The organism is Parabacteroides sp. AM08-6 (assembly GCF_003473295.1).
Classification (GTDB): domain Bacteria; phylum Bacteroidota; class Bacteroidia; order Bacteroidales; family Tannerellaceae; genus Parabacteroides.
The window spans coordinates 1-25,276 of record NZ_QRMP01000034.1 but is presented as its reverse complement, the minus strand read 5'-3'; the positions used below and the strand labels follow the sequence as shown (position 1 = coordinate 25,276).

19 protein-coding genes and 1 tRNA gene are annotated in these 25,276 nt (G+C 42.6%); 17 read left to right on the top strand and 3 right to left on the bottom strand.

All coding sequences use genetic code 11. From position 1 onward, the window contains the following. The first annotated feature begins 24 nt into the window (after positions 1 to 24). The 12 genes from DW103_RS15760 (at position 25) to DW103_RS15705 (ending at position 14,198) form a co-directional block, all read left to right on the top strand. Positions 25 to 816 (top strand): hypothetical protein, encoded by a 792-nt coding sequence (locus DW103_RS15760; RefSeq protein ID WP_147381225.1) that lies wholly within the window; start codon positions 25 to 27, stop codon positions 814 to 816. A gap of 180 nt (positions 817 to 996) precedes the next feature. Further along, a complete protein-coding gene (locus DW103_RS15755) occupies positions 997 to 1,743 on the top strand; it encodes a hypothetical protein (RefSeq protein ID WP_122277865.1) in 747 nt (248 codons plus the stop codon). Between the two features lie 31 nt (positions 1,744 to 1,774). Next, on the top strand, positions 1,775 to 2,341 hold the full coding sequence (locus DW103_RS15750; RefSeq protein ID WP_122277863.1) for a YIP1 family protein: 567 nt from the start codon (positions 1,775 to 1,777) through the stop codon (positions 2,339 to 2,341). Positions 2,342 to 2,353: 12 nt separating this feature from the next. Continuing rightward, on the top strand, positions 2,354 to 2,815 hold the full coding sequence (gene smpB, locus DW103_RS15745) for an SsrA-binding protein SmpB (protein WP_122277861.1): 462 nt from the start codon (positions 2,354 to 2,356) through the stop codon (positions 2,813 to 2,815). Positions 2,816 to 2,827: 12 nt separating this feature from the next. Then, positions 2,828 to 6,520 (top strand): methionine synthase, encoded by a 3,693-nt coding sequence (metH, locus tag DW103_RS15740; RefSeq protein ID WP_122277859.1) that lies wholly within the window; start codon positions 2,828 to 2,830, stop codon positions 6,518 to 6,520. A gap of 108 nt (positions 6,521 to 6,628) precedes the next feature. Next, on the top strand, positions 6,629 to 7,684 hold the full coding sequence (locus DW103_RS15735) for a DUF3810 domain-containing protein (RefSeq protein ID WP_122277857.1): 1,056 nt from the start codon (positions 6,629 to 6,631) through the stop codon (positions 7,682 to 7,684). Between the two features lie 24 nt (positions 7,685 to 7,708). Then, positions 7,709 to 8,290: a sugar O-acetyltransferase gene (locus DW103_RS15730; protein WP_122277855.1), complete on the top strand. Its 582-nt coding sequence runs from the start codon at positions 7,709 to 7,711 to the stop codon at positions 8,288 to 8,290. A gap of 173 nt (positions 8,291 to 8,463) precedes the next feature. Then, positions 8,464 to 11,889, top strand: a complete 3,426-nt coding sequence (ileS, locus tag DW103_RS15725) for an isoleucine--tRNA ligase (protein ID WP_122277853.1) — start codon at positions 8,464 to 8,466, stop codon at positions 11,887 to 11,889. Between the two features lie 115 nt (positions 11,890 to 12,004). Continuing rightward, a complete protein-coding gene (locus tag DW103_RS15720) occupies positions 12,005 to 12,385 on the top strand; it encodes a TraR/DksA C4-type zinc finger protein (protein WP_122277851.1) in 381 nt (126 codons plus the stop codon). Next, positions 12,386 to 13,000: a lipoprotein signal peptidase gene (locus DW103_RS15715; protein ID WP_122277849.1), complete on the top strand. Its 615-nt coding sequence runs from the start codon at positions 12,386 to 12,388 to the stop codon at positions 12,998 to 13,000. A 7-nt stretch (positions 13,001 to 13,007) separates the two neighbouring features. Next, positions 13,008 to 13,790, top strand: coding sequence for a DUF4296 domain-containing protein (locus DW103_RS15710; protein WP_122277847.1), 783 nt, complete (start codon positions 13,008 to 13,010; stop codon positions 13,788 to 13,790). 24 nt (positions 13,791 to 13,814) lie between these two features. After that, positions 13,815 to 14,198 (top strand): hypothetical protein, encoded by a 384-nt coding sequence (locus DW103_RS15705; RefSeq protein ID WP_233545716.1) that lies wholly within the window; start codon positions 13,815 to 13,817, stop codon positions 14,196 to 14,198. On the opposite strand, the gene DW103_RS15700 is transcribed toward DW103_RS15705, so the two are convergent. Next, entirely contained in the window at positions 14,121 to 14,888 is a 768-nt protein-coding gene (locus DW103_RS15700) for an RNA methyltransferase (RefSeq protein ID WP_122277842.1), read from the bottom strand. The two genes, DW103_RS15705 and DW103_RS15700, sit on opposite strands and share 78 nt — an antisense overlap. A gap of 74 nt (positions 14,889 to 14,962) precedes the next feature. On the opposite strand from DW103_RS15700, the gene DW103_RS15695 reads away from it, so the two are divergent. The 3 genes from DW103_RS15695 to DW103_RS15685 all read left to right on the top strand — a co-directional run bounded on the left by DW103_RS15695 (position 14,963) and on the right by DW103_RS15685 (position 20,120). Continuing rightward, complete coding sequence (locus DW103_RS15695; RefSeq protein ID WP_122277840.1) at positions 14,963 to 17,311, top strand: BamA/TamA family outer membrane protein; 2,349 nt, start codon at positions 14,963 to 14,965, stop codon at positions 17,309 to 17,311. Between the two features lie 136 nt (positions 17,312 to 17,447). Further along, positions 17,448 to 17,521, top strand: a tRNA-Arg gene (locus tag DW103_RS15690). A 370-nt stretch (positions 17,522 to 17,891) separates the two neighbouring features. Then, the gene (locus DW103_RS15685; RefSeq protein ID WP_122277838.1) at positions 17,892 to 20,120 is read left to right on the top strand and encodes a GH92 family glycosyl hydrolase; all 2,229 of its coding nucleotides are present in this window, start codon (positions 17,892 to 17,894) and stop codon (positions 20,118 to 20,120) included. 12 nt (positions 20,121 to 20,132) lie between these two features. Here the strand turns inward: DW103_RS15685 and dinB are convergent, their stop codons facing one another. Together dinB and DW103_RS15675 are read right to left on the bottom strand one after the other, a co-directional pair. Continuing rightward, positions 20,133 to 21,221 carry a DNA polymerase IV gene (gene dinB / locus DW103_RS15680; protein WP_122277836.1) on the bottom strand — a complete coding sequence of 363 codons (1,089 nt, stop codon included), beginning with the start codon at positions 21,219 to 21,221 and terminating at the stop codon, positions 20,133 to 20,135. A 22-nt stretch (positions 21,222 to 21,243) separates the two neighbouring features. Further along, positions 21,244 to 22,518, bottom strand: coding sequence for a DNA recombination protein RmuC (locus tag DW103_RS15675; RefSeq protein WP_122277833.1), 1,275 nt, complete (start codon positions 22,516 to 22,518; stop codon positions 21,244 to 21,246). Between the two features lie 273 nt (positions 22,519 to 22,791). Between DW103_RS15675 and tpx the strand changes: the two genes are divergently transcribed. After that, complete coding sequence (gene tpx, locus DW103_RS15670) at positions 22,792 to 23,295, top strand: thiol peroxidase (RefSeq protein ID WP_122277831.1); 504 nt, start codon at positions 22,792 to 22,794, stop codon at positions 23,293 to 23,295. 292 nt (positions 23,296 to 23,587) lie between these two features. Further along, entirely contained in the window at positions 23,588 to 24,805 is a 1,218-nt protein-coding gene (locus DW103_RS15665; RefSeq protein WP_122277829.1) for an MFS transporter, read from the top strand. The last annotated feature ends 471 nt before the right edge of the window (positions 24,806 to 25,276 follow it).

Genomic DNA, 25,276 nt, shown 5'->3' with positions numbered 1-25,276 from the left:
AAGAAATAAAAAAGAACAGTAAAAATGAAGAAGCTTAAATTTTTGGGTTTAGTGGCAGCGGTTGCTGGTATGTTTTTGTTAACATCGTGTTTGAAAGGGAACAATGAACGTTCCAATACAGGTTTTGGATTAGTTGATACCGGTGGAAATACAATGCGTAGATTGGTTTATTCGAATTATGAAGCCCCTATGTATATCGCATCTGTTGCAAATGATTATACTATTGGAGATGGAGATTGTATTATTTTTAATTATAAATTGGATTTTGATGCTGCGGATAATGCGAATGCCACAACCAATGGCTTTTATGTAGCGACAGGTTCTGCATTGCAAGTGTTGCCAAAAGGTAATTTATCTACAGGTACGCCTGATACAGCTTATATGTATTCGAATGAAATACTTTTGTCGGATGCTGGTGTAACGGATTTTCTTCAGTCCAACCAGTATAGACAACGTTTAATTGTTGGAGGCGCACCTTCTTCTTATTTGACTGAACAGAAAAATAGCTATACATTATCTTGTGACTTATCTCAGACTCCTCAGACAATACAAGGTGTGGAACGTGTTTATACATTATTTTTGCGTGCGACGAAAACATCAGATGGAAAAGCTCCTGCTATAAAATCTGCTGATTACACTGCGTTTGATGCAGTTCAGTTCTATTCGACTTTGTCTGAACGTGAAAAAAATGCAGGAAAAGACAGGATTTCTTTTTGTGTGAAGTATGCTTCTGCGTTCAATTCGGATACGACTAAAATCGGGACATGGACAACCACAACTCCTGTATATATCCCGATATATTCGACAGAGAAGTAATAAGTAAAGATTATTTTAAATAAAATTGTATCTTGCCCAAGCCAACGGTGAATGTCGTTGGCTTGGGCAAATGTTTTTATTTTCTTTCCGGAACTCATCAGTTGATAGATATTTTTGTGTAAATTTGCGCTTTTCCTTAATAACTTGAGGAGGATATAGCTATATAATAAGATTCGGAAAATGAAAAGGAGTGTAATATACAGTGTTTTAGCAATTTGTTTGTTGATGTTGAGTTCTTGTTTGGGAGATCCGGCTACCAGCTTGACATTAGCAAATCAGGCCGGAGTTATAGGACTGCAACCTCGGAAGGTGGTTTATGTGAAAGGAGGGGATGTGCTTTCATCGGAAGATTTCCAAAAAGCGAATGTTGACGATGGCGAATGCATCTTGTTCGACTATGCCATTGATATGGGATTGGGGGATGTAACAGAAGACGGAATAACATTTAAAACAGCGACTATCTATGAAAATACTATTACGGAAGTCGACCAGTGGCCGATGTTTAACAATTTGGGTGATACAACGAAACCGGCGGATAATGAGTTGACCCTTTCGTTGCTCCAGAGCCGATACGCTTATATCCGTGGAAAACTATTCCTGTTTACGGAAATGTCCAATCACAAGCCGGCGCAATTGGATAGTTTTGCCTTGTCTTATAATCCCGCACAGTCGATTGGTGATGAGAAGATTTACGATTTTTATCTTCGTACAATCTGCTTGGAAGACGACACTTTGTCGGGAAGGTCTATGATAATCCCTTGTGCGTTTGATATTCAGAATTTTGTGGATGCGGCAAACGTCTCACAAGAAGATGGAACGGATGTGATTAGGTTCAGAATAAATTATGTATCCGGCTTTGATAAGGATACTACAAAATGTATGTGGAAAAGTTCCGATGTAATAAAAATAGAGAAGTCGGCTAATTAAGAAGAAATAGCAAATTCGCAAACTCAGAAAGATGTATAAAGAGATATTTAAATGGGTGATTGCAATCATTTCTCAGCCGGGAAAGGCTTGGGAAATGCTGACAAAAAAGGAAGAAAAAGGCGATGAGTTCTTGTCCCGGTTTGTATATCCGTTGGTTGGTTTGGTGACGGTAGCTGCTTTTTTGGGCGTATTGTTTACGCGAAAAGAGTTTGATGTGGAGCTAGCTTTGAAATCGTCGATTAAAACTCTAGTCTCATCTTTCGGCGGATTTTATCTGGGCGCCTATTTGATGAACGAAATTTGGCAGGGATTGTTTAAAAGAGACAAGGACATGAAACTATGCCAGCGTTTTGTCGGATACTCTTCATCACTGATGTTTGCATTGAATATTGTCCTGATGTTACTTCCTGAATTCTTTTTTCTCCGTATATTTATTTTATATACGTTTTATATCGTTTGGGAAGGTGCAGGGCCATATATGCAAGTGGAAGAAAACGAACGTCTGAAATTTGTGGGTATCGCAACCGCTGTTATTTTGTTGACTCCGGCTTTGATTGAAGTTCTCTTGTTCTTACTGATGCCGGGCTTGCGTTTTTGACAAAATTGAAAAATGAAGGAAAAGATAGCTAATAATATACAGATAAAGAATAAACGGGCAACATTCGATTATGAGTTGCTCGATACATTTACGGCTGGTATTGTTCTGACCGGTACGGAAATAAAGTCGATTCGTCTGGGCAAAGCCAGCCTTGTCGATACTTTTTGTATTGTGGAAAAAGGGGAGCTTTGGGTAAAGAATATGTATATCGCCGAATATTTTTACGGAACATATAATAATCACGTGGCTCGTCGTGATCGCAAGCTCCTGTTGACCAAGAAGGAATTAAAAAAAATAGAAAGTGCCGCCCGTAATAACGGTTTTACGATTATTCCGACACGTATGTTTATCAACGATAAAGGCTTGGCTAAGCTGGTTGTCGCAATTGCCAAAGGTAAGAAAGAATACGATAAGCGCGACTCCATCAAGGAACGGGATGACCGGAGAGAGATGGATCGGGCTTTTAAACGGTAAACAAAAATCTTTATGAATAAGGAAATCTTTTTAAATCACCTCCGGGAACGTATTTTGATACTGGACGGTGGGATGGGAACCATGATTCAGGGTTTCAAGCTCACTGAAAAAGATTATCGTGGCGAACAATTTGCTGATTGGCCGAGCGACTTGCGAGGGAATAATGACCTGCTTTGTATTACTCGTCCTGATGTAATTAAGGATATTCATCGCCAATATATAGATGCCGGAGCGGATATTTTTGCGACGAATACATTCAATGCCAATGCCATTTCGATGGAAGATTACGGTATGCAGCAATATGTACGGGATATTAACCTGGCTGCCGGTAAGCTGGCTCGTGAGGTGGCGAATACTTTTATGGCGGAACATCCCGGACGTACGATTTTTGTTGCCGGTTCTATCGGCCCGACTAATAAGACCGCTTCTATGAGTCCGGATGTCGGTGATCCTGCTTTCCGTGCCGTTACTTATATGGATTTGTATCAGGCTTATAAGGAGCAAGTAGAGGCATTGGTGGACGGTGGTGTCGATATAATCCTTTTTGAAACAACGTTCGATACGTTGAATGTAAAAGCAGGTTTGGAAGCGGCCGAAACCATTCTGAAGGAAAAGAACCGAGATTTGCCGGTAATGCTGTCATTGACACTTTCGGCTCAAGGTGGGCGTACCTTCTCCGGACAAACGTTGACCGCTTTTTTGGCTTCTGTTCAACATACCCATATTGTAAGTGTGGGGTTGAATTGTTCTTTCGGGGCGGCTGATATGAAACCCTATTTGGCAGAGTTGGCTAAGGTGGCTCCTTATTTTATCAGTGCTTACCCGAATGCCGGTCTACCAAACAGTTTCGGGGCATATGATGAGACACCTGAAAGGATGGCTGTTCATGTTAAACCTTTTATAGAAGAAGGACTCGTCAATATAATCGGTGGTTGTTGCGGTACGACGCCGGCCCATATCTCCCGATACCCTGAACTGGTGAAAGGAGCTAAACCGCATATTCCGGCTCAAAAACCGGATTGTTTGTGGTTGTCCGGTCTGGAGCTGTTGGAGGTGAAGCCGGAAAATAATTTTATCAATATAGGTGAACGTTGTAATGTAGCCGGTTCCCGTAAATTCTTACGCCTGATTAAAGAAGAGAATTACGAGGAAGCTTTGACTATTGCCCGCAAGCAGGTGGAAGATGGTGCGCAGGTGATTGACATCAATATGGATGACGGCATGTTGGATGCCGTGAAAGAAATGACTACTTTTCTGAATCTTATCGCTTCCGAGCCGGATATCGCCCGTGTACCCATAATGATAGACTCTTCCAAATGGGATGTGATAGAAAAAGGGCTGATGTGCGTACAGGGAAAAAGCATCGTGAACTCAATTTCTTTGAAAGAAGGTGAAGAGATATTCCTGAAACATGCAGCTCGTATCAAGCAGTTGGGGGCCGCCACGGTTGTGATGGCTTTCGATGAAAAGGGACAAGCGGATACTTTTGAACGGAAAATAGAGGTATGTGGACGGGCCTATAAACTCCTTCGAGAGAAAGTTGATTTTGATCCGAACGGAATTATTTTTGATCCGAATGTATTGGCGATTGCAACCGGTATGGAAGAACACAACGGGTATGGACTCGATTTTATCCGTGCTGTCGAATGGATAAAGAAAAATCTTCCGGGAGCAAAAGTGAGCGGAGGCGTCAGCAATCTTTCTTTCTCGTTTCGTGGAAATAATTATGTGCGTGAGGCTATGCATTCTGTGTTCTTGTACCATGCGATTGCAAAAGGTATGGATATGGGAATTGTCAATCCCTCCTCATCCGTATTGTATGAAGATATAGACCCTACATTCCGAACCTTGTTGGAAGACGTAATACTGGCTCGTCGTCCGGAAGCGGCTGAGGAACTGATAACATACGCTCAGAATCTGCATGTGAAGGCTCAAGAAGGAGGAGAAGAGAAGCGAGAAGAATGGCGTAGTTCCCCTTTGAAAGAACGTTTGGAATATGCATTGATAAAAGGTGTCGGCGATTATCTGGAAAATGATTTGCAGGAGGCACTGAAAGAATATCCCCGTGCTGTCGATATTATCGACGGTCCGTTGATGAGTGGAATGAATAAGGTGGGTGATTTGTTCGGAGCCGGCAAGATGTTTTTGCCGCAGGTGGTAAAAACAGCCCGTACAATGAAAAAAGCCGTAGCCATTTTGCAGCCTGTTATCGAAGCGGAAAAAACAGCATCTAACTCAGCTAAGGCTGGAAAAGTTGTCTTTGCTACCGTAAAAGGAGATGTGCATGATATCGGTAAGAATATCGTATCTATCGTACTGGCCTGCAACAATTACGAGGTGATAGATTTGGGTGTGATGGTTCCGGCAGACGTGATAGTTAAGACCGCTATTCGGGAAAATCCTGATTTTGTTTGCTTATCCGGCTTGATAACTCCTTCACTGGAAGAAATGACGCATGTTGTAACCGAAATGCAGAAAGCCGGGCTGACTATCCCGGTGATGGTAGGAGGAGCTACAACTTCCAAGATACATACGGCTTTGAAAATAGCGCCTCATTATCAATCGCCGGTCATTCATGTGGTAGATGCTTCACAGAACCCATTGATTGCAGCCAAGATGCTGAATCCGGAAACACATGATGCGTATGTGGAGCAGTTGAACCATGAATACGAGACGTTGCGTGCTTCCCTGTCTAAAAAGAAGGAAGTGTTGGTTTCGCTTGCCGAAGCTCGTGCCAAACGTCAGCGAATAGACTGGTCTTTTTACAAACCGGTTGTTCCGGCCCAGACAGGGGTGCAGGTTCTTCCGTTTATTCCATTGGAAGAAATTATTCCTTATATTCATTGGGTGTTCTTTTTTGCAGCTTGGAAATTGAACGGACGTTTTACTGAAATAACCAAAGTACATGATTGTGAAGCTTGCCGTACTTCCTGGTTGGATGGTTTTTCCGGGAATGACCGTGCGAAGGCGGTTGAAGCAATGCAGTTATATCGGGATGCGCTTAAGTTGCTGAATCAGTTAGTCGAAATGAAAGCTGAATATTGCAAAGCTATTTATGGCTTTTTCCCGGCAAACAGCGAGGGGGATAATATCCGGATGGGAGGTATAACAATACCATTGCTCCGCCAGCAGGCTAAAAAGGAGGAGGATATTTATAAATCGTTGGCCGATTATGTAATTCCGGTATCTGAAGGTCGTACCGATTATGTCGGTGCTTTTGTGGTGACAGCCGGTGCGGGAGCTGAATGTCTGAAAGAAAAGTTTGAAGCTGAGGGAGATACTTATAGTTCAATGTTGTTGCAAACCTTGACGGATCGTCTGGCTGAAGCTGTGGCCGAATATTTACACAGAAAAGTTCGGACGGAATATTGGGGCTATGCTCGGGAAGAATCTCTTTCCTTGGAAGATTTATTTCGTGTAAAGTATCAGGGAATTCGTCCGGCGGTTGGTTATCCCTCATTACCTGACCAATTACTGAGTTATACACTGGATAATCTATTGGATATGTCGCGGATAGGGGTGAAATTGACGGAAAACGGAGCTATGTATCCGACTGCAACGGTAAGCGGATTATATTTCGCACATCCGGATTCGCAGTATTTTATGATAGGAACTATCGATGAGGAGCAAATGGAAGATTATGCTTGTCGTCGTAACCTTTCCGAAACAGCCATTCGCAAAATTCTGAATAAGAATATTCGTTGAATATTATAGATGTTGGTTTCTCCAAGTTTTTTAATGCTGCAAGCTTGTGATTCAAATAGACTGTCTATGTTTTCATTTGAATTGCAGAATATGAAAGAAGATTAAAAGATGAATTGTAGGATAAAATATAAGAATTTGCATTTTCGATGGATAATATTAGCTGTATTACTTTTATTTATCTGGCTGGTTATGGCCTATCCTGCCATAGGGGAATGGTATGCACGTATGATTTATCCGATGTTCTCGACTGTCCTTTCCCGTTTTTCTTCTTTATTCCCTTTCTCGGTGGGAGATTGTTTTATTTATGGTAGTATTATTGGGATATTAGTCTATATCGGATATGCGATTTTTTGCCGCCGTTCTTGGGTGAGAACATTAGGACGGATTGTGGAGTTTCTTTTATGGATATATGTCTGGTTTTATCTGGCATGGGGATTAAATTATTTCCGTCAGAACTTTTACAGCCGGACACAAACGCCTTATGTAAGTTATTCACCGGAACGTTTTAATACGTTTTTGACAGCTTATACGGATTCATTGAACAGTTCTTTTCTTTCGTTTGAAAAAATAGATAAACAGTTAGTCTCGGAAGAGATAAAGAAAGAATATGAAAGGTTGGATAAACATTTCGGTTTGGCTACGCCCGCCGGTTATCTTCGGCCGAAACCCATGCTGATTCCTGCGTTGATGAGCGGAGTCGGTGTATTGGGGTATATGGGACCTTTTTTTAATGAATACAATCTGAATCCGGATTTATTGCCGGTTCAGTATCCGTTTACTTATGCTCACGAAATGGCGCATGTGTTGGGCATATCCAGTGAGGCGGAAGCCAATTTGTATGGTTTTTTAGTCTGTTCGCGTTCATCCGTGCCGGAAATCCGCTTTTCCGGTTATTTTGGTTTGCTCTCTTATGTGCTGGGAAATGCATATGGCCTTCTGAGCAAAGAAGAATTTAATCAATGGCGGGAGAGTCTTTCTCCTGAAGTACGTGCCCTTTACAATCAGAAAATATCTTATTGGCAATTGCGATACAGTCCCTTTATCGGCGATGTCCAAGATACAGTTTACAATTGGTTCCTGAAAGGTAATAACATTCCTTCCGGCAGAAAGAATTATTCGGAAGTAATAGCGTTGTTGATGGCGCTGAATGACTTTAAGGAATAAATTTTAACACTTAAGGCGAAAATAATGAGAACTGAAAAAGAAAAGATGTTGGCTGGTGAGTTTTATGATTGCAGCGACCCGGAGTTGCTCGGACGTTGGCATGAGGCTAAGAAGCTGATGCGCGAATTTTATCTGGCCGACACGACCGACCGGGAGCAGATAGCTCATATCCTCGACCGTTTGATAGGGTCGCGAGGAAAGAATGTCTGGATATCCGCTCCTTTTTCTGTCGATTACGGGGAAAATATCCATATTGGGGACAATTGTGAGATTAATATGAACTGTACGTTCCTCGATTGTAACCGGATTACGATTGGCGATAATTCCGGTATAGGTCCGAATGTCCAGATTTATGCTGTTACCCACCCGGTGCAACCGAAGGAACGTCTGACGGGAAACAGCAACGGGGATTTAGCTTTTTGGAAAACCTGTTCGGCTCCTGTCACCATTGGTTCCAATGTCTGGATTGGCGGTGGTTCCGTCATCCTGGCCGGCGTAACGATTGGTGATTATACGACTATTGGTGCCGGAAGTGTCGTCACTAAATCCATCCCGTCGAACTGTCTGGCGGCAGGAAACCCTTGCAAGGTGATACGGTATTTATGATTTATCCGGTAAACTTTGTATTTTTTGTAGATAAATTAAGCCTTTGCGGGAATAACGGTTTGTAAGCGAGTCCTAACCAAAGCTATCTTTCCTCCATTAAATTCTTTATTGCTATTCCGAATTAAATCACTAACTTTGCGGCATTTTTAGAAGAAAGATAAAAGTAACGCGATATGAGTAAGAAATTTGCCGAATACTCCAAGTTTGACTTGTCGAACGTAAATAAAGAGGTGCTGAAAAAATGGCAGGATGGCGACATCTTCCATAAGAGTCTGGAAATCAGAGAAGGACATCCCTCGTTTGTGTTTTATGAAGGTCCTCCTTCAGCAAATGGTATGCCTGGTATTCACCATGTTATAGCTCGTTCGATTAAGGATATTTTCTGTCGTTATAAAACGATGAAAGGGTATCTGGTCAACCGTAAGGCCGGATGGGATACGCACGGACTGCCTGTTGAGCTGGGCGTGGAAAAATCTCTTGGTATTACGAAAGAAGATATCGGTAAAAAGATTTCCGTGGCAGATTATAACGCTGCTTGCCGGAAAGATGTGATGAAGTTTACCAAGGAATGGGAAGACCTCACGCAGAAAATGGGATATTGGGTGGATATGGAGAACCCGTATATCACTTACGATAACCGTTATATCGAAACTCTTTGGTATCTGCTGAAAGAATTGTATAAGAAGGGGCTGTTGTATAAAGGTTACACTATCCAACCCTATTCACCTGCCGCCGGAACCGGATTGAGTTCTCATGAACTGAATCAACCGGGTTGCTATAGGGATGTGAAGGATACGACATGTACGGCACAATTCCGTATTCTCGACCCGAAACCGGAAATGAACGAGTTCGGCGAACCGTTCTTTTTAGCGTGGACAACTACTCCTTGGACATTGCCTTCGAATACGGCTCTTTGCGTAGGTCCGAATATTACGTATGTGGCTGTCCAGACCTATAATCCCTACACGGGAATGCCGATGACAGCTGTGTTGGCAAAAGATTTATTGAATGTATATTTTAATCCGAAAGCAACGGAACTGACTTTGTCTGATTATAAGCCGGGCGATAAATTGGTCCCGTTTAAAGTTGTTGGCGAGTGGAAAGGACCGGAATTGGCCGGTATGCATTATGAGCAATTGATTCCGTGGGTGAACCCGGGAGAGGGAGCTTTTCGTGTGATTACAGGGGATTATGTGACGGTTGAAGATGGTACTGGTATTGTCCATATTGCTCCGACTTTTGGTGCAGATGACGACCGGGTTGCAAAAGTTAGTGGTATTCCTCCGTTGATGATGGTCGATAAAGATGGAAATCGTCGTCCGATGGTTGATATGACTGGCAAATTTTATTTGCTGGAAGATTTGGAGCCGGAATTCGTACAGACAAGTATGAATGCGGCAGATTATGACCCGTGGCAGGGTAAGTTCGTAAAGAATGCTTATGATGCGACAAAAACAGATAAAGACGAAACGCTCGATGTGGAAATCTGTATGATGCTGAAAGCACAAAACCGTGTGTTCCGTATCGAAAAGCATGTACATAATTATCCGCACTGCTGGCGTACCGACAAACCGGTTTTGTATTATCCGTTGGATAGCTGGTTCATCCGGACTACTGCTTGTCGTGACCGGATGATTGAACTCAACAATACAATCAATTGGAAGCCGCAGAGTACCGGAACAGGCCGTTTTGGTAAATGGTTGGAAAATCTACAGGATTGGAACTTGAGTCGTAGTCGTTATTGGGGAACACCGTTACCTATCTGGCGTACGGAAGACGGAAACGAGGAAAAATGTATCGGTTCGGTAGAAGAACTGTATAATGAAATAGAGAAAGCTGTTGAAGCCGGATTCATGGAATCTAATCCGTATAAAGAACGTAAGTTCCAATGTGGCGAATATACAAAAGGAAATTACGAAAAGATAGATTTGCATCGTCCTTATGTAGACGAAGTTATCCTGGTTTCAGACAGTGGTAAGCCCATGAAACGTGAAACAGACCTGATTGATGTTTGGTTTGATTCGGGAGCCATGCCTTATGCGCAGATACATTATCCGTTTGAAAATAAGGATGTGTTTGACGAACGTAAGGTATATCCGGCTGACTTTATTGCCGAGGGTGTAGACCAGACGCGTGGATGGTTTTTTACTTTGCACGCTTTGGCAACCATGGTGTTTGATAGTGTGGCTTATAAGGCTGTAGTATCAAACGGTCTGGTCTTGGATAAGAATGGAAATAAGATGTCCAAACGCCTCGGCAATGCTGTTGACCCATTTGCTACAATCGAACAGCATGGTTCCGACCCTTTGCGTTGGTATATGATTACAAATGCTTCTCCATGGGATAACATTAAATTTGATATAGACGGCATTGAAGAAGTTCGTCGTAAATTCTTCGGTACATTATACAATACTTATTCATTCTTCGCATTATATGCCAATGTGGACAGTTTCGATTATTCCGAACCGGATGTAGCATGGGAAGAACGTCCTGAAATCGACCGTTGGATTTTATCTTTGCTGAATTCATTGGTGAAAAATGTGGACGGTTATCTGGATTCATACGAACCTACTCGTGCCGGACGTGCTATTTCCGATTTCGTAAACGATAACTTGAGTAACTGGTATGTGCGTTTGAACCGTCGTCGTTTTTGGGGAGGTGGTATGACGACTGATAAGTTGTCCGCTTATCAGACTTTGTACACTTGTTTGGAAACTGTAGCAAAACTGATGGCGCCGATAGCTCCGTTCTATGCAGACCAGTTGTTCTTGGACTTGATTGCCGTAACCGGGCGTGAAAAAGTGGAGTCTGTTCATCTGTCGGATTTCCCGGTTTGCAATGAATCCCTGATTGATAAAAATCTGGAAGAACGCATGCAGATGGCACAGGATGTTTCCTCCATGGTATTGGCTTTGCGCCGTAAAGTGAATATCAAAGTTCGCCAGCCGTTGCAAACGATTATGGTTCCGGTTGTGGATGCCCACCAACAGGACGGTATCGAGGCTGTTAAAGCTTTGATACTGAATGAAGTGAATGTGAAGGAATTGAGGTTTGTCGATAATACAGCCGGCATATTGGTTAAGAAAATCAAACCGGATTTTAAGAAATTGGGTCCGCGTTACGGTAAAATAATGAAGCCGCTTGCAGCAGCTATTCAGGCTATGAGTCAGGATGAAATCAATGTATTTGAGAAGGCCGGGACATTTACTTTATATGTAGATGGACAGAACGCTGTAATAGAACGTGCTGATGTTGAAATTATATCCGAAGACATACCTGGCTGGTTGGTCGCAAATGAAGGTCGTTTGACTGTGGCTTTGGATATTACAGTAACAGAAGAACTTCGTAAAGAAGGTCTGGCGCGGGAATTGGTAAACCGTATCCAGAACTTGCGTAAGAGCAACGGATATGATATCACGGATAAAATATCGGTAACCATCCTTTCTACCAATGAAATGGATGAGGCGATTAAAGATTATAATACTTATATTGCCAATCAGGTATTGGCCGTATCGGTGGAAATTACGGATGTCATTAGCGATGCTACCGAATTGGACTTCGAGGACTTTAAATTATCCGTTCGGATAGAGAAAGTATGATTTTTTAATTAAAAAAAGAGAGAGCTCCTTGTTGCATATAAATATTGTTGTATATTTGAACTGCTACAGAAGCATTGAATATATTATGAATTGTAGAACCTAAAATTAATGAACCATGGCTGAAAAAACGAGATATTCGGATGCTGAACTCGAGGAGTTCCGTGCCATAATATTAGAAAAACTGGACAAGGCTAAAAAAGATTATGATTTGCTGAGATCCGGTGTGACAAATTCGGATGGTAATGATGTTGCCGACACTTCTCCTACATTCAAAGTGCTGGAAGAGGGAGCGGCCACTTTATCCAAGGAAGAAGCTGGCCGTCTGGCACAGCGACAGATGAAGTTTATCCAGAATTTGCAGGCTGCGTTAATCCGTATCGAAAATAAAACGTACGGTATTTGTCGTGAAACAGGAAAACTGATTCCGAAAGAGAGATTACGTGCAGTGCCTCATGCCACTTTGAGTATCGAAGCTAAACAAGGAGGTGCCAAGTAGATGAAATATTCCAAAGGTTGGGGAGCAGTGTTGATTGTAATGCTGCTCCTTATTCTTGACCAAGCTCTGAAAATATGGATTAAAACGCACATGCAATTGCATGAGAGTATAGAAATTACTCCTTGGTTTTATCTATACTTCACGGAAAATCCGGGAATGGCCTTCGGTATAGAGGTGATAGGAAAGCTTTTTTTATCTGTTTTCCGCATTATTGCAGTTGGATTTATCGGTTATTATTTGTATAAACTGGTAAAACAGAATTACAGTTTAGGCTTTATAGCCTGTGTATCGCTTATATTTGCCGGGGCAATAGGGAATATAATCGATTCTGTGTTTTATGGTGTAATATTCGACCATAGTTTTGGACAGATTGCTTCATTTATGCCTGAAGGAGGTGGGTATGCCGGGTGGTTGCATGGAAAAGTGGTCGATATGTTTTATTTTCCATTAATACAAACGGATTTACCGGATTGGGTTCCAATCTGGGGTGGTGAAGAATTTGTGTTTTTCCGTCCGATTTTTAATTTAGCAGACTCTGCCATTTGTGTAGGAGTCTTTTTGTTACTGATATTTTATCGCCGGACATTATCGTCGAGTCTTTCAAAAGAAAAATAAAAAATACATGCGGAATAAACTGCATAGATATGGTGTTGTTCTCTTGGTCGGAGCGTTGCTGATTGCTTGTAGTAAGGTGCCTGATGGTATTCTTTCAGAAAAAAAAATGCAGGCAGTACAGCTTGATATGCAGTTGGCCGAAGCAATGGTGGAAATCGATAATAAAGCGTTTCCGGATGATACCTATAAAGAGGCTTTATATCAGTCTATTTTTCGCAAACATAAAATAACTCAGGCTGAATATGATACATCTTTGGTATGGTATGGTGGGCATCTGGATATTTATATGAAAGTCTGTGACCGTGTAATGGCAGAACTGGCAAAACTACAAAAGGATTTAGGCGATGTGCAGGCCGCGGCAGCTCCAACGACCAAACAGGATTCTGTTGATATCTGGCCTCGGCGTACTTATCTGACCCTGACCCCGAAGTCTTTGTTTAATGGTGTCGTTTTTGATATCAAACCTGAGGTCAATTATTCGTCTGGCAGTTCTTTCGTGTTAGGAATGACTGTCTGGGGTGTTGATAAATCAATGCCTTATAAACCGGAACTTCGTTTAAGTGTGGATCAAGGAGATACGATTGTCACAGTTAATGATAAGATACAACACGACGGTTATTATGAAATGATACTGAAGAGTGTACCGACAAAACAAGTAAAACGTGTTTACGGCCATATCTTTATGAATAATGCAGACACCTCTTATTACAAAGTTTATTTGGATAGTATCAACCTGATGAAGTACAATTACGGAAGGCTTGATGCTATTAAAAAAGATAGCATTAAATAACACAACTATTTTTCCGGAAAGATTATGCGCAGGGTTGCTTCTCATTATTTGTATTGCCGGCAATTCTATCGAATGCATTATATAGAGCTGGATGTCCAGGGGAGAATGTCGGGTATTTATCCGTTGGAAGGGGAGATTGCCGGGACAGAATTTTATGGCGGTATTTTAATTCCTGTTGTCCGAAACAAACAAATATTTCATCCGGGAGAAAATAAGATTTCTTTTAAATGGCAGCCGAATTTCTCCCGAATAGAAGTCGTAGCCGATACGCTTGCACATTTGGGCGTTTCGGAGGGCGTTTCCTCCGGTATGCTTGTCGATTTGTATCTTTTAAGCGGGATTACCTTGACGGCGGCGGAATTCCGCACAGATAATAGCAGTAGCAATGGCTACATTAAGCGACTCTGAAGTTTCACGTTCGGGAGGAAAGCTGGGAATATAAAGTTTCCGGTTGATAAGTTCTTTTATCTTCGGGCGGATACCATTTCCTTCATTTCCCATTACGACAATACCGTTGGCCGATAATTCTTTGGTATACATATTCTCTCCGTCCAGAAATGTCCCGAACAGAGCTATGCCTTTTGCAGCCTGCGTTTCCAAATATTTTTGTAAATCCGTATAATGAACTTTTACATGAGTTAGTGCCCCCATGGTTGCCTGGACTGTTTTAGGTCCGAAAACATCGGCTGTATCCAAGCTACAAACAATGTGCTCAATACCGAACCAGTCGGCCAATCGGATAATTGTACCCAAGTTTCCCGGATCTTGTATGCCGTCTAAGGCCAAAAGGAGGGAAGAAGAAGGGTCAGCCTCATCAAGCAACCATGCCGGACGCTTGAATATAGCGAGAACGTCTTGTGGATTCTTTAGAAAACTGACTTTCCGGATGTCTTCATCCTCATCAACCAGCAGTTCTTTGGCTGGAATATTCCCTTGTGTTGCCATCCATGATGGTTTGGCAATAAGTAATTCACATTCGAACGCATGTAACATGTCGGCTACGAGTTTGTTTCCTTCGGCTACAAAAACATTCTGTTCATTACGATATTTTTTCAATTCCAGTGAACGTATGTACTTAACTTTCGACTTACTCAGCATCTTTACTCTTTTTACAAAGCAAATGTACAGGAAATTCTTTAAATTCCTGTACATTTGCGTGCGTAAAAGGTTGAATGATGAAGGGAATCCTCCGGATATTATGTTTTATATGTTTTCTGCAATTGTTGGTCTCTTGTAGCTCGACAAAATATGTTGGCGACGGCAAATATTTGTTGGACGATGTCAAGATTATATCAGATAATAAGAATTATAAAACTGGGGACTTAAAACCTTATTTGCGTCAACAGCCTAATTTTAAGGCCTTTGGCTTGATGAAATGGCAGTTGTATGTGTACGACTGGTCCGGGCGGAATGAAAAGAAATGGCTCAGCAAGCAGTTGCGCCGCATGGGGGAAGCACCGGTTATTTTAGACACGACATTGGTGGAGCAATCTGTCAATGAACTGGAACGTTTCTTTGTGAATAAAGGTTATACGAATGCTGAGGTGATAGCGACTATTGATACTTCAAAGCGGAAAAAAGCGGTGGTGACCTACGAGATAATTTCGAATCAACCTTATCGGATAAGTAACTATTCCATGAATTTGGACGATCCGAAAATCGATAGTATCGCTCGTATCAAACCGCCTCATCGTTCAGTTTTTTCCTCGGCATTTCGTACTTATTCGGACGATTATACATCGCTGATTAAGGATAGTGCCTTGTTTGATCGTGATATTTTGGATAAAGAGAGACAACGTCTCACAACACTTTTGCGCCGGCGTGGCTATTACGCTTTTAACCGGGATTATCTTTCTTATGTTGCCGATAGTTCTTTTAATCGGCATCAGGTAGATTTAGATATGGTTTTGAAGCCATATCGTTTACAAAAGCCGGATGGTTCGGTTATTGATACGACGCATCGCCGCTATTACATCAAAGATGTGTCAATCGTGACAGATTATGACCCGTTGACGTTGGATGAAGGGCAGCCGTTTGTTCAGGATACGGTAAAAATCGGTGATGTCAATATTTTATATACCAAGAACCGGAAAAGCATCCGTCCTAATGTATTGCGTAGAAGTAACTTTATTGTGCCCGGCCGTTTGTATAATGAACGGAATGTCGAACAAACTTATGCGTCTTTTGCAACCTTGCGGGCTTTACGGAATGTAAATATTCGTTTTTCGGAGGTAGAAGAGAATGATACGATGAAACTAAACTGTACCATCCTGACTTCTCCGGCAAAATTGCAGGGATTCGGCGTGGATGTGGAAGGGACAAACTCTGCGGGCGATTTTGGATTTGCATCCAGTTTGAATTATCAGCATCGTAATCTGTTCAAGGGCTCGGAGGTCTTTTCAGCCAAAGTGCGAGGAGCTTACGAAGCTTTGTCCAATTCGGAAGGAAATAGTTTTTGGGAGTTCGGAGCAGAAGCTTCTGTTTTGTTTCCCCGTTTTGTTTTCCCCTTTCTGAGCGATGGTTTTCGTCGGAAAATACGTGCGACGACAGAATTGAAACTAAGCTATAGCTTACAGACACGTCCGGAGTTTAGACGGGCTATTTTATCCGGGGGATGGAACTATATTTGGCAGGAGAGGTATAATGTGCAGGCACGACATGTATTCAAATTGCTGGATGTCGATTATGTGCACTTGCCTAAAGTCGATACTACCTTTAAAAAGAAGTTGCCGGAATCCACTTTACTTTATAATTTCACCGACCAGTTTATTGTCGGGACGGGCTATACCTATTCTTTTAATAATTACAATCCGCAGAACCGGTTACGGAATACTCATTCCCTGCGTCTTTCGTTCGATATGGCTGGAAATCTCCTATATGCGTTTTCAAAAATTACCGGGGCAAAGAAAGATAGTGAAGGCCGTTATAATTTATTCGGTATCAACTATGCTCAGTTTATAAAAGGCGATGTTGATTTTAGTAAAAGTATCGTATTGGATAATCGTAATAAACTGGCTTTCCATGTAGGGGTAGGCGTCGGGTATCCGTATGGAAACGGTAAGAAAATGCTCCCTTTCGAACGCAGTTACTTTTCGGGAGGGGCCAATAGCGTACGAGGTTGGTCGGTCCGTTCTTTAGGACCGGGTAGTATGCCGGCCGATTCCGTCCAATCGTTTGCTGACCAAGTAGGCGATATCCGTTTGGACTTAAGTGTGGAATACCGTACAAAACTATTCTGGAAATTTGAGATGGCAGCATTTGTCGATGCCGGTAATATTTGGACTTTCCATAAAGATGAGAGACGTCCGAACGGAAACTTTGACTTTTCCCGGTTTTATAAAGAAATAGCAGCATCCTACGGCTTAGGGCTTCGTTTGGATTTCGACTTCTTCCTGATACGTTTTGATACTGGCATGAAAGCTTACAATCCGCAACAGAGCGGTTCAAAACGATGGGCTATTCTACATCCTAATTTTAAGAACAATTTCGCGTGGCATTTTGCAGTCGGTTATCCATTCTAATCATTTTGCGACTTGCAGATGAAAAGCCTGTTTTTTTTGTTTCAGCTTTCGGTTATGAAGCTCTTACCGGTAAAAAACGAATAAGTTTTTTTGTGTATTTAAATAATAATACTACCTTTGCACCGCAAATAAAGCTGGTTCCGTAGCTCAGCTGGATAGAGCAACGCCCTTCTAAGGCGTGGGTCGAGCGTTCGAATCGCTCCGGAATCACTTTCAACAAGAGGCTGTTCTTTATTTAGAACGGCTTTTTTTGTTTTTTACATATAGAGAGAAGTGTATTTACGGATTATACCGAAAAACGGAGGAATAGTCCGTATCTTTTTTTCCTACCCATTTCAACATTCTTCCATTTCATTACTATATTCCTTTCGTTCAACGTTCGATGAACGGAAAAAATACGAACGTTGAACGCGAAAAATACGTTCGATGCTTTTGCGTTTCACGAACGTTGAACGAATAAGAGGTTGGAATGAATGGTTTTTTCATTTGATATTCTCTGATTTTTCTGTTTCTTTGTATGTAAATGCTTAACCATAAAAAAGATTGTTATGCTTATGTCTTATATTAAATTGTAGAATTTATGAAAAAAGCCTTTTTGCCCGTAATGTTTCTGACTCTCGCTTTGTTGCAAGGGAGTTGTCAATCCGACCAGATTCGGGAACCGGTCGATTATGTAAATAACCGTATCGGGAATATCAGTCATTTGCTGGTTCCTACTTATCCGACATGCCATCAGCCGAATAGCATGTTACGAATGATACCAGGACACAACGAGTTTGTAACAGACCGTATGGATGGCCTGCCTTTAAATGTCCCGTCCCACCGGCAAGGAGGCGTATTGCTGCTGATGCCATATTGCGGGGATGTTGCCGGATTGAAACCGCATCTTGCATATCGATACGACCAAGAAAAAACATCACCATACAAATATTCGGTTTTACTGGACGATTACGGAGTTTTTGTTGAATTTTCTCCCGGGAAACGAGCCGCGATTTATTCTTGTACCTTTGAAGAAGATGGCAACCGTTATATCCAGTTGCGTGCCACGGGCAAAGGCGAAATAACGGGAAAAGCCAATACATTGTCGGGATATGATGTTTGCCAAGGAACAAAACATTATTTTTATCTGGAATTTGACCGGGAACCCGCTGAATTCTCTCCGACCGGCAACGGAACAAATGTTAATTATGCGCGGTTCGATAAAGGGGTGAAACAGGTGAATATGCGTTACGGCATTTCGTATATCAGTGTGGAACAGGCAAAAAAGAACTTGGAAAAAGAAATTCAAGACTATGATTTGGAAGCTTTGGCTACGGTTGCACGCCATGAATGGAACCACGTTTTGGGAAAAATCGAAGTGCAAGGTGGAACAGAAAATCAGAAAACAACCTTTTATACCGCTTTGTACCGTTCGCATGAACGTATGATTAATATCTCCGAGGATGGGCATTATTATAGTGGTTTTGACGGAAAAGTACACGAAGACGGAGGTGTCCCTTTCTGGACGGACGATTGGGTGTGGGACACCTATCACGCATTGCATCCGCTGCAAGTAATCCTTAATCCGGCTGCAGAAGAGGAAAAGCTGGCTTCTTATATCCGGATGTACGAACAATCAGGATGGGTTCCCACTTTTCCTTCTGTCTTTGGGGATGCCCATTGCATGAACGGTAATCATGCAGCGGCTGTATTTGCCGATGCACTGTGCAAGGGGTTAAAATTCGATGTGGATAAAGCATTCGAGGGAATGCATTATACGGTTCTGAACGAGACAATGATACCATGGCGCAGAGGGCCTAAAACCGAATTGGACGATTTTTATCATGAAAACGGTTGGTTCCCTGCCTTACATCCGGAAGAGAAAGAGACAGTCCCGCAAGTCCATGAGTTTGAACAACGGCAAGCCGTTGCAGTGACACAGGCGGCATCTTACGACGACTGGTGTATTGCACAATTGGCTAAACGTCTGGGAAAGAAGGAAGATTATAATTTCCATATCGGACGAGCTTTCAATTACCGACATTTATTCAATAAAGAAACCGGCTTCTTTCACCCGAAAGATAAAGACGGAGCATTTATCCAACCGTTCGATTATGTCTTTTCCGGAGGAATTGGTGCCCGTGCCTATTATGATGAAAATAATGCGTGGACATATATTTGGGATGTGCATCATAATATGGCCGATTTGATTCATTTGTTCGGTGGGAATAAACCGTTTACAGATAAATTGGACCAGCTTTTTGTGGAAGGAATAAAACTTTCCAAATGGCAATACTATGCCGTACACCCTGATGCCACGGGTAATGTGGGGCAGTTTGTGATGGGAAACGAACCCAGCTTCCATGTGCCCTATTTGTATAATTACGCCGGACAACCCTGGAAGACGCAGAAGCGTATCCGTATGTTGATGGAAAGTTGGTTCCGGAATGATTTGATGGGAATATGCGGTGATGAGGACGGAGGCGGAATGTCCGCATTTTACGTGTTTTCCGCTATGGGATTTTATCCCGTAACGGCCGGACTGCCTTATTATGTAATAGGAAGTCCGTTGTTCGACAAAACATCGATTAAGCTTGACAACGGGAAAACGTTTACGGTTGTTGCCAAAAATAATTCACAGGATAACAAATACATCCAATCGGCCGAACTAAACGGGCAACCTTATGATAAGACATATTTTACACACGATGATATCTTGAACGGCGGCACTTTGGTTCTTGTGATGGGAAATCGTCCTAATAAGAACTGGGCGGTCGACGAAGCTGCTATTCCACCATCCGAGGGAGTCGATATTATGCTGATGGAGTGAGAGCCGGAGAGTCTAATCCCAATCGCTGAACTCAAAACTCAGTTGTTCCCAGCGGGCTTGTTGTTCCTCCTTCTCTTCCGAAGGGTTGGATACGGAAAGGCCTATCAGACGGATAGGGTGGTTTTCGTATTCAACCTCTTTTAGTAGCTGCTTGGCGAGAGGCAATATGACTTCCAAGGTAGTCAGTTTTTGGCTTTGTGTAAAGCTCCGGGTGATTTGGCTGAAGTCGTGAAACTTGATTTTCAGAGTCAATGTGTTTCCTCTGAAATCGGTGCGTTGCAGGCGGCCGAGCAATTCGGTGGCGACATGGTATAGTTCGATGATGACAGATGACTGGCGGGAAATATCTTTTTCCAATGTGTGCTCGCAACCTACGGATTTGCGGATACGGACGGCTTCGACCGGACGAAGGTCTATACCTCTCGAACAGTCGAAATACAGGCTACCCGCCTTCCCGAACTGGCGGGTCAGCATTGCCAGCGAGCAGTCTCTTAGTTGTTTGCCGTTATGAATACCCAAAGTATGCATCTTTTTGGCAGTGACCGGACCTATTCCCCAAAAAGCTTCAATCGGGAGACGGCCGATGAACTCTTCCGCCTGTGCCGGATGGATAGTACACAAGCCGTCCGGTTTGCGGTAGTCAGATGCTATTTTCGCTAAAAACTTGTTGTAGGAAACACCGGCGGAAGCCACCAGATGCAACTCTTCCCGAATACGCTGTTTTATCTCCTTGGCTATATCGACAGCAAGCGGAATATTCTTTTTGTTTTCCGTGACGTCCAGAAAAGCCTCATCCAGCGAAAGCGGCTCGATAATATCCGTATAATCGTGAAAGATTTCATGTATCTGGCGTGAAACGGTTTTGTAAACCTCCATCCGTCCCGGTACGAAAGTCAATTGCGGGCACAGACGTTTCGCCTTCTGCGACGACATGGCCGAACGAACGCCGAACTTCCTTGCCTCATAGCTTGCAGCCGCAACCACGCCCCGTTCCTCCGCATGCCCCACGGCCAGGGGAATACCTTTTAGTTCGGGGTTATCACGCTGTTCCACAGAAGCGTAGAAAGCATCCATGTCGATATGTATAATCTTTCGCTCCATCTTCTATTCAATCAGTCTTATTTCAGGCGTCGTTGTCTTCTTCGCTGTCGGAAAGTGAACCTATTTCGGGCAGGATGGCACGTGCTTCCCGGTCGCTCAACGTATCCACATCCTTCAATTTCCGCTGAATGGCACGCGTACGCGTACCCAACACCTCTTCTATTTGGCCACTGGCCGTTTGCAGGTTTTTGTGGGCTTTTTCAAGCATGCCGCCAACTTTCTCGAATTCCTTCTTTACAGCACCTAAGATAGTCCATACTTCGCCCGAATGCTTTTGGATGGCCAATGTACGGAAACCCATTTGCAGGCTGTTGAGGATGGCAGCCAATGTGGTTGGGCCGGTCACTACCACTTTGTAGCTCCGTTGCAACTCTTCCAGCAGTGCCGAACGGCGGACCACCTCGGCATAAATACCTTCGAAGGGAAGGAACATAATACCGAAATCGGTAGTAGCAGGAGGAGCCAGATATTTGTCGGAAATATCTTTCGCCATTTTTTTAATGGTTGTTTCCAGCAATTTCCCGGCAGCTTCTATCGCCTGTGCATCGGCATTGTCATAAGCGTCGAGCAGTTGTTCGTACACGTCTTTCGGGAATTTGGCATCAATCGGGAGATAGACAAATTCGCGGATGTCGTCGCGTCCCGGAAGCTTGACGGCAAACTCAACGACAGCATCCGAGCCTTTGCGAGTGTGTACGTTTGCCTCGTATTGTTCCGGAGCCAATACTTGTTCGAGTAGCATGCTCAATTGTATTTCCCCGATGTTTCCCCGTGTCTTCACGTTGCTGAGAACGCGCTTCAGCCCACCAACGTCCTGCGCCAACGTTTGCATTTCGCCTAACCCTTTCTGTACATTTTCCAATTGTTCGGAGACGAGGCGGAAAGATTGCCCGATGCGGTCGTTCAACGTCTTTTGCAATTTTTCGTCGACAGTGATGCGGATTTCTTCCAGCCGCTTTTCCGTGTTGGCAACCAGAAGCCGTTGTTGTTCGTCGAGATTGGCGAATTTTTCCCTTTGCAGGTTATTGAAAGAAGCAATTCCCCGGTCGAAAGCCTCCCTGAATTCGTTCATCGACCGTGTAAGTTCTTCCCGGTTATCGCGTGCCACGATACGGCTTTCTTCCCGGTTGAGGCGGAAATCATCGCGGAAATTCTTTTCAATCCGTTCGAAGGAACGTTGCATTTCATCGAGCAACCGTTTCAGTTCGACAATAGCATCTTCATTTCCCTTTTTAGGATGTAAACCGAATTGTAAAACGATGATAATAATGAGCAAGCAAATAACCAACCAATCCATTTCTTTTCAATTTGGAGCAAATGTACGGGATATTTTCCCTTCCAAGCTGATAATGCCAATACAAGATATAAGAAAAAGAGCAATTTTATGAAAAAATCCGGCAATGGCAGAAAACTGCAGGGCATAATTTATAAAGAATCGGAGGACTATTTGCATTTGTTATTAAAAAGAGTTAAACGAGGAACATTGTCTGTCCTCTTTTGTTTCATTTATATAAAAGCGACTATATTTGTACGTCGCTTTTGAGATGTAAAACATAAAATACTACAAAAGATGGCAAAAATAACATTTAAAGGTAATGAAGTAAATACAAATGGCTCATTACCCGCAGTTGGAGCGGAAGCTCCCGATTTTAAAGGCGTAAAGAGCGATTTATCGGAATTGTCACTGAGCGACTTGAAAGGCAGTAAGGTTGTAATTAATGTATTTCCGAGTTTGGATACTGCGGTCTGTGCAGCCTCGGTAAGACGTTTCAACAAGGAAGCAGCCTCATTGCCGAACACTGTGGTTTTGTCCGTATCGAAAGACTTACCCTTCGCGCAGGGACGTTTCTGCACGACGGAAGGCATTGACAAAGTGGTTCCCCTTTCTGCATTCCGATGCTCTTGTTTTGAAAACAAGTACGGGATGTTGATGGTAGACGGTCCGCTGAAAGGTTTATTAGCCCGAGGCGTGATTGTAGTCGACGAAAACGGTAAAGTCATTTATGAAGAACTTGTTTCCGAGATAACAAACGAGCCGGATTATGAAGCTGCAATTGCTTCATTGAAGGCATAAGGCATAAATTATTGTTTTTCATTGGTTAAAGTTAAGGGTTAGTGTAGGAGGCTGTCGGATGTGAATCTCGCAGCCTCCGTTTTTTTCTTGCAAATCTTAAATTAAATAGTATCTTTGTGCACAATTCATAGATGATAAATTATGTGTTCTGTAACTTCAATTTCGGGCATTAAATAATATGCCTTCATAGCAGGGGTCTTTTCTTTTGGCCCATCCTTTTGACACCTATAGTCTTATAGGACCATTTTCACCTACTTATCCTATTATCTCACTTATTATACAAATTGGAGTTATGAATAACTGGAAAAAAATATTTGCTATTATATGGACAGGGCAGTTTTTCTCTATCCTGACAAGTTCGATTGTTAATTTTGCAATCGTTTTATGGCTGAGCCTCGAGACCGGTTCTGCAGAAGTTTTGGCCTTGGCTACGCTTGCCGCTTTACTACCTCAATCCTTGCTCGGTTTGTTCACCGGGATATTTATCGACCGTTGGAAGAGAAAGCGTATTATGATTATGGCCGACAGCTTTATCGCCTTTTGTACGTTAATCCTGGCAGTCTTGTTCTATTTCGATTTGGCCCGTATTGGGCATATTTATGTATTGCTGGCTCTTCGTTCCGTTGGTTCGGCTTTCCACATGCCGGCGATGCAGGCATCTGTGCCATTGTTGGCTCCGAAGTCGGAATTAATACGAATAGCCGGTATCAGCCAGATGATACAATCATTTTGTAATATTGCCGGTCCGGCCCTGGCCGGACTTTTCATCTCGATAATGGAGATGACGAATATATTGTTGCTGGATGTCGTAGGTGCGGTTATTGCTTGCACTACCCTTTTGTTTGTAGCGATACCCGACCCTGAGCAGCCGGAAAAAAGAGAGAAAATACAATTCATTAAAGAAGCAAAAGAAGCGGTTACCGAAGTGCGCGCCCATTCCGGATTATCTTGTATGTTCATTTTTTCTGTTCTGGCTACATTCTTCATCATGCCTGTAGGCGTTCTTTTCCCATTGATGACTTTGAATCATTTTTCGGGAAACACATTTCAGGTTAGTCTGATAGAAGTGGTCTGGGGAGGCGGAGCCTTGTTGGGCGGTGCATTTTTAGGCATGAAAAAGTTTCGTTTTAACGAGATATTGATGATAAACTGGATGTATATTCTTTTGGGAGCGACCTTTCTGTTTTCCGGCTTACTCCCGGTTTCCGGCTATGCCTATTTCGTTTTTCTTACAACTCTAGCCGGTGTTTCCGGTGCTTTCTACATGGCTTCGTTCACAACCGTAGTACAAACACGCATCGAGCCGTCAGTTATGGGACGCGTCTTCTCTTTTTATACCAGCGCCAGCCTGCTACCTTCGATGATAGGTTTGCTCAGCACCGGTTTTTTGGCCGATAGTATCGGGTTGGGTAATACGTTCATTATTAGTGGTGTTATGCTTTGTTTGATAGGCGCTATTTCATTTTTTATCCCTTCAATAGTTGTTTTGAAAGATAGCTTTAGGAAGTGAACTTAGGTATTTGTAATGTATGGGGTATAATTTGGTTTAGATATTTGTTGTGTTTTGCTTTTAGACTATTATCTTTGGCATACTGAAAATAACGTGAAGATAAGATAGGTTCAAACAACAATTGTTGTGATTAGCTTTCAAACTATTATCTTTGGCATACTGAAAACAACTAAAAGCGAGCGCATAGAGGCTGACATTAAGTTGTGATTAGCTTTCAAACTATTATCTTTGACATACTGAAAACAACAAGAGAGAATAATTTTCTCTGGTTAGTTTTGTTGTGATTAGCTTTCAATCTATTATCTTTGACATACTGAAAACAATCCACCCCGTTTTACGGCACTTTAGGAGTTTGTTGTGATTAGCTTCAATCTATTATCTTTGACATACTGAAAACAACCGGAAAGCGGAAGCGGATTTGTATTTCTCTGTTGTGATTAGCTTTCAAACTATTATCTTTGACATACTGAA

Excerpts from the sequence above, each read along its gene's own strand:
- DW103_RS15705 (WP_233545716.1), top strand. The coding sequence starts at position 13,815 with ATGCGCAGGGTTGCTTCTCATTATTTGTATTGCCGGCAATTCTATCGA.
- DW103_RS15750 (WP_122277863.1), top strand. The coding sequence starts at position 1,775 with ATGTATAAAGAGATATTTAAATGGGTGATTGCAATCATTTCTCAGCCG.
- DW103_RS15720 (WP_122277851.1), top strand. The coding sequence starts at position 12,005 with ATGGCTGAAAAAACGAGATATTCGGATGCTGAACTCGAGGAGTTCCGT.
- smpB (WP_122277861.1), top strand. The coding sequence starts at position 2,354 with ATGAAGGAAAAGATAGCTAATAATATACAGATAAAGAATAAACGGGCA.
- DW103_RS15715 (WP_122277849.1), top strand. The coding sequence starts at position 12,386 with ATGAAATATTCCAAAGGTTGGGGAGCAGTGTTGATTGTAATGCTGCTC.
- DW103_RS15695 (WP_122277840.1), top strand. The coding sequence starts at position 14,963 with ATGATGAAGGGAATCCTCCGGATATTATGTTTTATATGTTTTCTGCAA.
- DW103_RS15675 (WP_122277833.1), bottom strand. The coding sequence starts at position 22,518 with ATGGATTGGTTGGTTATTTGCTTGCTCATTATTATCATCGTTTTACAA.
- DW103_RS15735 (WP_122277857.1), top strand. The coding sequence starts at position 6,629 with ATGAATTGTAGGATAAAATATAAGAATTTGCATTTTCGATGGATAATA.
- dinB (WP_122277836.1), bottom strand. The coding sequence starts at position 21,221 with ATGGAGCGAAAGATTATACATATCGACATGGATGCTTTCTACGCTTCT.
- metH (WP_122277859.1), top strand. The coding sequence starts at position 2,828 with ATGAATAAGGAAATCTTTTTAAATCACCTCCGGGAACGTATTTTGATA.
- DW103_RS15685 (WP_122277838.1), top strand. The coding sequence starts at position 17,892 with ATGAAAAAAGCCTTTTTGCCCGTAATGTTTCTGACTCTCGCTTTGTTG.
- DW103_RS15755 (WP_122277865.1), top strand. The coding sequence starts at position 997 with ATGAAAAGGAGTGTAATATACAGTGTTTTAGCAATTTGTTTGTTGATG.
- DW103_RS15700 (WP_122277842.1), bottom strand. The coding sequence starts at position 14,888 with ATGCTGAGTAAGTCGAAAGTTAAGTACATACGTTCACTGGAATTGAAA.
- ileS (WP_122277853.1), top strand. The coding sequence starts at position 8,464 with ATGAGTAAGAAATTTGCCGAATACTCCAAGTTTGACTTGTCGAACGTA.
- DW103_RS15665 (WP_122277829.1), top strand. The coding sequence starts at position 23,588 with ATGAATAACTGGAAAAAAATATTTGCTATTATATGGACAGGGCAGTTT.
- tpx (WP_122277831.1), top strand. The coding sequence starts at position 22,792 with ATGGCAAAAATAACATTTAAAGGTAATGAAGTAAATACAAATGGCTCA.
- DW103_RS15760 (WP_147381225.1), top strand. The coding sequence starts at position 25 with ATGAAGAAGCTTAAATTTTTGGGTTTAGTGGCAGCGGTTGCTGGTATG.
- DW103_RS15730 (WP_122277855.1), top strand. The coding sequence starts at position 7,709 with ATGAGAACTGAAAAAGAAAAGATGTTGGCTGGTGAGTTTTATGATTGC.
- DW103_RS15710 (WP_122277847.1), top strand. The coding sequence starts at position 13,008 with ATGCGGAATAAACTGCATAGATATGGTGTTGTTCTCTTGGTCGGAGCG.